This is a genomic window from Deltaproteobacteria bacterium (assembly GCA_016931625.1).
Classification (GTDB): Bacteria; Myxococcota; XYA12-FULL-58-9; order XYA12-FULL-58-9; family JAFGEK01; genus JAFGEK01.
The window spans coordinates 19,507-28,751 of record JAFGEK010000004.1; the positions used below are offsets into that span (position 1 = coordinate 19,507).

A 9,245-nucleotide genomic window follows, 5' to 3' on the forward strand; every position below is an offset into this window, starting at 1 on the left:
AAACATATGAAAACTCTGCAATACTGTTTTGATTCAAATCGACGTTGGGCTGCGACAATGCGCGAGCAAGATGTTTATTTTAGTTAATCTAGTGGAGAAAAATCTTCTTTATCAACACCACATAACGGACATGTCCAATCATCAGGTAAATCTTCAAAAGCAGTGCCTGGATCAATACCATTTTCAGGATCGCCAACTGCCGGATCATAAACATAGCCACATGCTTCACAAACGTATTTTTTCATTACTGGTTCTCGCTTAAAGCCATTTAAGGCAATTTGGGTTAATATTAGCTATATTGTTACGCTGATCTAAAATCTTTTTTAGTAGGTTTCTTCGTTGATTTGTTGATTTAATTCATAGAGTAATTTTTGTTGTATGACCATGGCTCGTTTTGTACGAAGATGCAGCAGATGAGTCAAGCTCTAATAATATGTATTTGCTGCAGTGCATCGATAATTACTATTGCAGATTAACTACCCGTTTTTTTCATATTGGATATAATTAAATAATTCGAGAAAATGTTACGATAGAAGTAAAAATAAATAAATGTCGGTGACAACTTTAAGGTTGGAGGTTTTTCACATGCACCAGAAGAAATGGTGGTTTGCAACTTTGGCAGCATTGGCTATCACTAGCAATTGTAGTGTTGATGTTCCCGACCTTTATAAAAATAGCTTTGCCTGCAAAGACAATAAAGACTGTGCCAAAGACTTTTATTGCTCGTTTGAAAACACCAGCAATAATATAGGTGTTTGTACTCCTAGTTATAATGGAAATAACCCTTGTGAAAGTAACCCATGCACGTATCCGCAAGTATGTGTAGCTGACTCTGACAAAAATTATCATTGTGATGAGTGCCGTAATGTTGGCTGCGGTACCAATGAAATTTGTGTGCAGAGTACGCAGGAGGGATTTTCATCTCGTTGTGTAAAAAAATGTTCGTCAATTGGTACGTCATGTACTGGTTTTGATAATAGCCCAGGTTGGTGCGTGCAAGTACCTGGATATCCCAATATTAATATGAATTCGACACAGCCAGTTTCAGCGTGTGCTCTTTGCGATTCTGGTTGCAACGACTGCCGTAAAATTGACCCCGTTAACTCATATGATTCAGCCGTATATTGTGATGGTGATAGTAGCGAGGGTTGCCGTTATAGCGGTTGTGACAATAAAGTCTGTGTTGAATCACGCAGTGGCACTCCCTATTGCGTCAATGCTTGCGATACCAACTGTTATGGCGCCTGCACTATAGTTAATCGTGCGTATAACAATAACGGGGTACTTCAGAGCCTGGGTGTTTGCACTGAATGCACTCCGCAATGCAATAGTCCTTTGGTTTGTTTGCCTATTGGCCAAGTAGACTATGCTAGCGATGCATCGGCTTACTGCGGTACCGTAAGCTCCTGGTGTAGTATGGCTGATTCATGTAAAGATGCTACAGAATGCTTAGGAAATATATGCGGTGATGGTAGTACTTGTGTAGCAAAAAATAGTTGTCCATCTGGTTCGTTATGCAACATTACTAATTCTTGCCAATCTGCATCGTGTTATAATGATGATAGCCCCTGCCCTTCAAGCCAATACGCTTGTGGTGTTGATGATATGTGCCGTTATGTCCCCAATGGTCCATGGCATGAATTAAATGGATCTGGAACTACAGGAGTTATCAGTAACAATGTTACTGCACCGCAAGTAGCGATTGGTAATAACGGCTTAGTTATAGCTTGGTTGGCTCAAAATTCTTCGATTTTTATTCAACGATGGGACTCCACTAATAAAATTTGGCGATACTTACCAGGTGACACTACGCCTACTGCGATAACCATTGGCGCTAATGGTGAACCTCCGGCACTTGCAATGACTAACGAAGGTTTGCCGGTTATAGCTTGGATTGAACAAAACGCTTATGTATATCTTAAACGTTGGAATGGCAATCAGTGGGTATCTTTGGTTGATGGTACCTATGATTCCGCAGCAGGCACAGGTTTAAGTTTTAGAAACTATTCAATATATACTGCTTCAAGCGTAAAATTGGCAATTAACCCTACTACTAATCAGCCCGTAGTCGCTTGGGTGCAAAAAGACGACAATGCTGCTGCTGTTTATCATGTATTTTTGCGTTATTGGTCAGGTAGTTCGTGGAATGAGATATCTGGTTCAGCTAGCGACCCCGGTTTGAGCAATACTGATGATGCAAAACAACCTGCACTTGCAATTTCTAATAATGAAAACATTATGGTCGCATGGGCATTCTACTCATCAACAGAATTACACAATGTCATAAAAATATATAATAGCCTCCAATATAACGCCTGGCAGCCCTTAGGCGTTCGTTCAATAGGAGGATTTGACGCACAAAAACCATCGGTAGCTTTTTATGGTAACAATGAACCACTTATTGCTTGGGAAGAAAAAGGAACTAGTAGTTCGATTATTTACGTCGACCGTTGGGATGGCCTTAATTGGAATAGTTTGGGATTTTATACTACCGTAGCGTATGCCAGTAATCCTAAACTAACTATGGATATAAATTTTAATCCCATAGTTGTATTTGAAGCCGGGCCACCAACTAACCCAAATATTCATGCAAAAAGATATTATCAAAATAACTGGGTTGACATTCATTCTTCTGATCAAACACCTGGAATTTCAATAGGCAGCACAGAGATATCGACAATGCCAAGTGCTGCTGGTGGCAATGATTTATGCGTTGCTTGGGTTGAAGGTATTACTAATACTGCATCTGCAAAAATTATGTTAAGATGTCACCCATAAAATAAAAGATGTAGCAATTAAAACTATAGCGCAGCAAACTTAAGTTAGCTACAGACCGAGCGATTAGATAAATTTTGACAGGTACCAATGATACGCGCTGGTTAAAAAAAGGCAGCGTTGTATTCCTATATTTTGTTTGGCAAAAGACAAAAACTTGTGCGTTTTGCTAAATGCTACTCACCTAATTATTAGTATCGTCAATTCTGATTTTGGGGAGTATACTAATTTAAGGTTGTTTTGCTTTAACTTGCAAGATACGCCGGAGTGAAATATTATGCGACTAGTTGATTTTTTAGCAGCGATGTTTTTAGCAGTAACGGTTATAGCCTGCCAAACAGGCAAAAATCATATTAGCTCCAATAACAATGAAAATACTGCTACCGATCAGACTAACACTACTGCTGACTCCAATAATGAGTCGCAAGATAATAATACCGAGTGATGGCGATAAAGATATAACTAACGGTGAAGACACCGAAAATACAGGTGGAGATGGATAAGACAGCGGTGCAGCAATATTATGCGGCAATGGTATAATAGATGCTGGTGAAGATTGTGATGGTAACAATCTCAACGGACAAAATAGCACTTTGGTAGGCCCCTATGCTGGTGGAGATCTAGCTTGCGCCGACAATTGCACTTTTGTTGTTTCAGCATGCACTTCGCAACGAAATTGGGTACAGCTACATGATAAGGCAACTTTTCTGGTTTCAGACGAAGATTGGCGTTTGGCACTTACTTTAATTGTTACAAAAACGAAAGCGATATCGACGCATGAATAAAAATGCATCATTTTTATATAAACCAAGAAATTACCGGCAAATCGCTGTATGGAAAAACATAACCCACCAACAATGGAATGATCCCTATTGGCAAAGAGTTAATACTATCCGTACAGTTACGCAGCTTGCGCAAGTAATAAAACTAAGCCCTTATCAGGCTGCTAAAATAGATAGAACGGTCAAGGAGCTAAAACGACAAGGGAAAGACTCTCTACGTATAACTCCATATTATGCCACGCTTATTAATAAAGACCCATTTCATCCCAAGCTATTACCCTACGAAAAGGAAAAAAAACGTCTGGATCCTATATTCTGGCAATGTGTACCAACACCGGCTAACTTACTTTTTCCCAATACCGGCCTCGAAGCGGCGATGGATGAGGGGAAGCGTAGTTTTGGCGCCGCCTATCAACGATACCCGAATCGCATTGCTCTTCTAGTTGCTGAAAACACCAGTTGTGCTTCTTATTGCGTTCACTGCCAACGGGCAAAATCACTGGATGGTACGGCTGATGTCAATCTTACTGAAATAAATAAAGGGCTCTTTTATATTAATTATAACAAAAATATCGACGAAGTACTGATTACTGGTGGCGACGCACTTATGATCAGCAAACAACGTTTGCAGTATATTCTTGAAGAGCTAAGTAAAATTCCCCATCTGAGAGTTATCCGCATTGCTACAAGGGTACCGGTAGTTATGCCAATGGGGATCACTGATGAGCTACTTGCGCTTATAAAAGAGTCAGCGAATCGTTTTGTCGTTGGTTATAACAAGTATGTCTATTTTATGACGCATATTAATCATTATCACGAAATTACCGCAGAGCTTGCAGGCGCCATTCGGAAAATATGCGATTCCGGATTTACGGTTAGAAACCAAACGGTGCTGCTTAATCATGTCAATGATTACTATAAGACACTGGCAGAAACATTCAGACGAATGTTGTGGATCGGTGTTCATCCTTACTATCTTTTGCAGTGCCACAAGGAGAAGGGGATAGCCCATTTTATCACTCCCATTCAAATCGGTAAAATTTATATGAAACACCTGCAGGGATGGATCTCGGGTATTACCATTCCCAAATATTCTGTTAACATTGAAGGAGGCGGCGGCAAGGTCCTCTTAATGTGGTCGGGACACGATACACTTAATATAGAAGGTAATATCGAAGGAAAAGTATCAGAAAGCTCTGCAACAGTCACTACTTGGGATAGTAAAGAGTTGTTTCATTACGAAGCTCTCGGTAGGGCAACCCGCAAGGAATACGAAAAAGCAGTAGACATCATGGATGCCTTTATCGGACGTAAAGGAGTATTTGTTCCTAAAGTAATACTAATCGACAAGGATGGTAATCACCTCGAAACTACCAATAGAACGAAACTACCGCGAATAGAAAAAATAAAAAAATCACTACGTCTAGGCTACGAAATCAAAGAGAAAGATATGCCCCTTACTAATCCTGTCGACAACCGCGACAAGCTTGAAAGGCTATATAGCAAATCGAAGTTTAATCGAAAGTAGTTGATAATATATACACTTGCTTTAGCCAACCGGCTTGATGCAATCGAGTGCCGGATACGAACACACTGGCAATAATACAATGAGCGTCGACAGCCGCAGGCCATAGTCCCAAAAATCGGCGATTATATTAATCGTAGCTATCAGTCCCCTCAGCAGATTTTCATATCGAGTTAATATTCGAGTAAGCAGCATTGTTGATCGACTATTACATCAGCGCCTGCGTCTTGTTTATGCCATAATCGCTAGGGTGTAACTTTAACATCATTTAAAAATTCCGGTACGGCCATAAAACGCTGACCCTCGGGATCCGCAACCGCACCCAGTACTTGTTCGATATAGCGTTTGCGCATGATTTGTTGCACCAGCGGTAGATCTTTATCGGAAAATAGTTGACCTATAGCGGCGTCATTTTCTAAGCTTTGATAGGCCTCTTTATAGCTAATTGGCGTTTCAAGTTGTTTGAAGCTGCGCTTTTCAAGCTTGGTACAAATATAGTCGACCATCTTCTCATAAAAATGCGGAGGTGTTACTCTGACAGCTTGTTGGTTGCCATGAAACACCAGATCCTCTATCAAATGCGGCTGTTCACTCATTTTTATCTCGCCTATAGTGAAATCATATTCATAAAAGTGGTGATCAGCCAAGTTATGTAGCGCTTTAGAGAAAGGATCGGCTTTGCCTTTGCCAGCGATGCCTGCGGCTACCCATTTATTAAGTTTGCCAACATTGTAGAAAAAGCGCCTATTCCGTGTCGATCTAGCTTTCATTTGTTTTTTAAGCAGTGCAAATTCTTCAAGAAATCCTTGAGGAATTTTAATTAGTGAACTCGGCTGATTATATTTTTTAATAAAAGCCTCGATGCGCTCTATCGGCACCATTTCTACCATATCATGCATATTGGCAAAGGCTTTCATGCTGCCGGTAGTATAACCGAATACATTGGTTTGTTCGGTAGCATGATGCATATTCTCTTTAAACGATTTGACAAGTATCTCACGCAGCTCTTGGGATTTTTTATGCGTTGGTCGTGGACCATCAAAATCTTTACTACAGATAGCATTGATTTGTTTGAGCGCCCTTTTTTCAAAATCCATTAGAATTTCGAGCCGCTTTTTGCAGTAACTATAAAATGGTTGCCCCTTCTCGGGATTAAAATCGGCGACCGCTTTATGTAGCTCGGCCTCTAAGTCCCATAATGGCTCTTTCACCTTATTTTTATTACGTAACTTCTTGGCGGTAGCAGTGAAAGTCTCTCTATAAGTATCGCAAAGCTCCTTTTCTAGCAGAGGCGCACGCTTAATACCGGCTCGGTTTTCTGCATCAAACTGAGCTTTTTTCTTGATATCGGTTTCGTTGTTTAACTTACGCAGCTGTTTGCGCAGGCGACGCAACTCAAGAAAACTAAGCTTCAATTGCCGCGCCACGGCTTTGCGATTAACTAGGCTCGCAGTTTTTACCGCTGTTTTTTGCTTTAAAGCATCAGCTTGTTGCGGATGCTTTTTACTGCTGACGTTTTGGCTTTCATTATGTTCATTACTGGTTACGGTCGCGGTAGCAGTGCCGTTATTTGTTGTAGCGCTACCGCTGGTCGCAGCGGGGTTAGTTTTATTCGCGGAGATATTATCAACATCACCGCCATGTTGACTCGGGTCTGAATTGGGTATGTCTTGGTCCTTGCCTTTTTTAAGTTTAAGCTGCGAGCGTTTGTTGACCTGATGAATCAAAGCTATCATCAATAAGTTTTGCGCTACTTGTATAGCGCGAGCTGCATCCTTCTTGGCGATGGCAATAATAGTATCGACAACTATAATAGCCGACATACCCGCAACACCTAGCAGTTGGGTTACCTGGGAGCTGGTCAATAATATTTGTAAGGCACTGATGAACGCGGGATTGGTTAGAGGTATGAATTTAGCGAAACGCGTGGTGGTAGCAGCCACCACCGCGCCTTTGCCCAGCATACCAAACATCGGCAATAATTGGGCGAATATATTTAGTACTTCTAGCACGGAGATGTCTTTACGGCCTTGGGCTATTTTACTGAAAAGCTTAGCGCTCTCGAGGCTCGCAGAAACTCCGAAGCATGTACCAATCATTATGGTTACCGCCGGCCCGGATATCCCCGCTAGCGGTGTCACGAAGCTTGCAGTCATACCAATTAGGACAAAATATATGGCTGAATCGCGCAGGCGCTGCCATGCAGTATAAGGTACGGGTACGTCATGCACCTCACCAGCCTGATCGAGATAAGCGATATGGCCTGGCCCTGGTAGGCCACAACTCATCGCGAAGTTTGAGCAAACCTCATCTATAGAATCGCCTTTAATCGGAGCGCCGGTAGTAGGATCGATGAAAAAATATTTCGGCTCATCTTCATCGGCATCCGTTGTTTTTTCGTTATTTGTATTGCCCTTGGTTTTTCCACCAATTATCGGCAGAATTTGAGTTTCGCCTTTAGGCCCCATATAACGAAAATATTTAACCGTGAACTCGCGATCTTCGACGTTCTGTACCAGCTTATCGAAGTTTTTAATCTTATCGGCATTGATGACACAGTAATCGATGATTTGTTTGCGCAGCTCGGCATCGGTTCTACTAGTTTGCGTACCCTCGGGGGTTTCAAGTGATTTTAGCTCTAGCGCCGATTCGAGCTTGAAACGGGTTATCTCATCGTCATTGGCAAAAGCCACGCGTAGCTGCGCTCGTGTATTGATAAGGGATACCTCTCCTGCTTGCTCGATCTCTGTCAAAGAAGTTTCGAGCTCATTGAGATCGAGGGGATTAAAGTATTTTTCCTGTACTTCTTTATCGATCACCTGTACTGGCCGTTTTAGTTGCTCAAACATACCCTCGACAAATTGCTTAAAGAGATTCGGCGGTTTTTGGATGGGAACATCAAGCTCAGCCATATTTTGCTCATTGAGCTCTATGCATTTTTTATTATGTTCGGTGCTGTTGGCGGCGTAGAGCACGTGCTGTAGCAAACCTTTAATATTAAATCCCACGCTCTCGAAAGCATAAAGGTCTTTGCGGGCAATTTTCAAAGCTTTGTGGTCGGCTAATAAACGCAAATCTTTTTGAAATTTTTTAGCTGCTTCATACAGGTCTTGTACGGTGACGCTTGCAGCGGTGATATCGCAGCCGTATCTCATAAGATTACCGCTGGCAAAGGCATGTTTCACCTTCGGCAATACTTTTTGCTCGATATGCACCATGGTTCTTTTAGCTGGTGGGAGATGCCGGTGGCGCACGAGCGCTGTTGGGCTCATTGAATTAGTGCGATAAAAGCTGTTTATACGATGTTTCGCAATTTTTTCGACATGAGTGCCAAGATAACCTTTGGCATTATCTAAGATGAGGTAATAGCCGTCATGCTTATCATAGCCAATTGGGAAATCATAGACAACGTTACTTAAAGATACGGCAAAGAGCTCAGCTTGTTGCTGCGCAGTCATTGGTTCGCCAATTACCGTATCGTTAAAATGCAGATAACGTTGCAGCACTTTCACTCGCTCATTTAAATGATCCGTTGATGCTGAAAGTGTTGGGGTTGTGCCTTGGTTTGTTGTTTTTATAGTAATAGCTGGCAGTTGCACTTGCGGCAGTATGATTTGGCTCTGCGAAGCTAATACCTGCTGCAGTGCCCAATAAAGCGCCATGTTGTCAGATAGCGAGATATCTTCAGGAGAAAGGATGCCCTTGCCTTGGGCCACCATTGCTAAAAGGTCTTGTTGTGCTTTTTTAACCGCGGCTATAGAAAAGCCAGTTTTAGCCTTAAGCTGGCCATTACCTGTGGTTTCTCGAATATATTTATCAAGCACTAACGCCGCGGGTTTGCCGACTATTTCTGTTGGCTCGACGAATCCATCCGGTTTTCCCTGTCGATCTGCATCTTCGAGCTCGGCAATAAAGTTGTCAAAGTGTGCCAACAGCACATTCGCGTTTATTAATATTTTACCGCTTATAGTCATGCTGTTGCTCTACGGCTTAAGGCTATAACTATTGCTGCTAAGTATATTTACACGCTGCCATTTTTTATTATCAACGAAAAGAACAAAATGTTGCCTATTTTCAGGGGTGCGCGTTCAAAAATTGCTCAGGCCGATTAACCGTTTATAGTTAGTTGAAATATCAAGATAATTTACAAAAAGTACACGTAC

At 41.7% G+C, this 9,245-nt stretch carries 6 protein-coding genes; 4 read left to right on the top strand and 2 right to left on the bottom strand.

Features of this window, described 5'->3' with window-relative positions; genetic code table 11:
• Positions 1 to 83 precede the first annotated feature (83 nt).
• Positions 84 to 245, bottom strand: a complete 162-nt coding sequence (locus tag JW841_00260) for a rubredoxin (GenBank protein ID MBN1959350.1) — start codon at positions 243 to 245, stop codon at positions 84 to 86.
• 340 nt (positions 246 to 585) lie between these two features.
• Here JW841_00260 and JW841_00265 point away from each other — a divergent pair, with 340 nt between their 5' ends.
• The 4 genes from JW841_00265 to JW841_00280 all read left to right on the top strand — a co-directional run bounded on the left by JW841_00265 (position 586) and on the right by JW841_00280 (position 5,085).
• Positions 586 to 2,778 carry a hypothetical protein gene (locus JW841_00265; protein MBN1959351.1) on the top strand — a complete coding sequence of 731 codons (2,193 nt, stop codon included), beginning with the start codon at positions 586 to 588 and terminating at the stop codon, positions 2,776 to 2,778.
• Between the two features lie 274 nt (positions 2,779 to 3,052).
• A complete protein-coding gene (locus JW841_00270) occupies positions 3,053 to 3,220 on the top strand; it encodes a hypothetical protein (GenBank protein MBN1959352.1) in 168 nt (55 codons plus the stop codon).
• 148 nt (positions 3,221 to 3,368) lie between these two features.
• A complete protein-coding gene (locus JW841_00275) occupies positions 3,369 to 3,560 on the top strand; it encodes a hypothetical protein (protein ID MBN1959353.1) in 192 nt (63 codons plus the stop codon).
• Positions 3,553 to 5,085: a KamA family radical SAM protein gene (locus JW841_00280; protein MBN1959354.1), complete on the top strand. Its 1,533-nt coding sequence runs from the start codon at positions 3,553 to 3,555 to the stop codon at positions 5,083 to 5,085. Before JW841_00275 ends, JW841_00280 begins: the two co-directional genes overlap by 8 nt.
• A gap of 242 nt (positions 5,086 to 5,327) precedes the next feature.
• Here JW841_00280 and JW841_00285 read toward each other — a convergent pair whose 3' ends face one another.
• Positions 5,328 to 9,056, bottom strand: coding sequence for a hypothetical protein (locus tag JW841_00285; GenBank protein ID MBN1959355.1), 3,729 nt, complete (start codon positions 9,054 to 9,056; stop codon positions 5,328 to 5,330).
• Between the last annotated feature and the right edge of the window lie 189 nt (positions 9,057 to 9,245).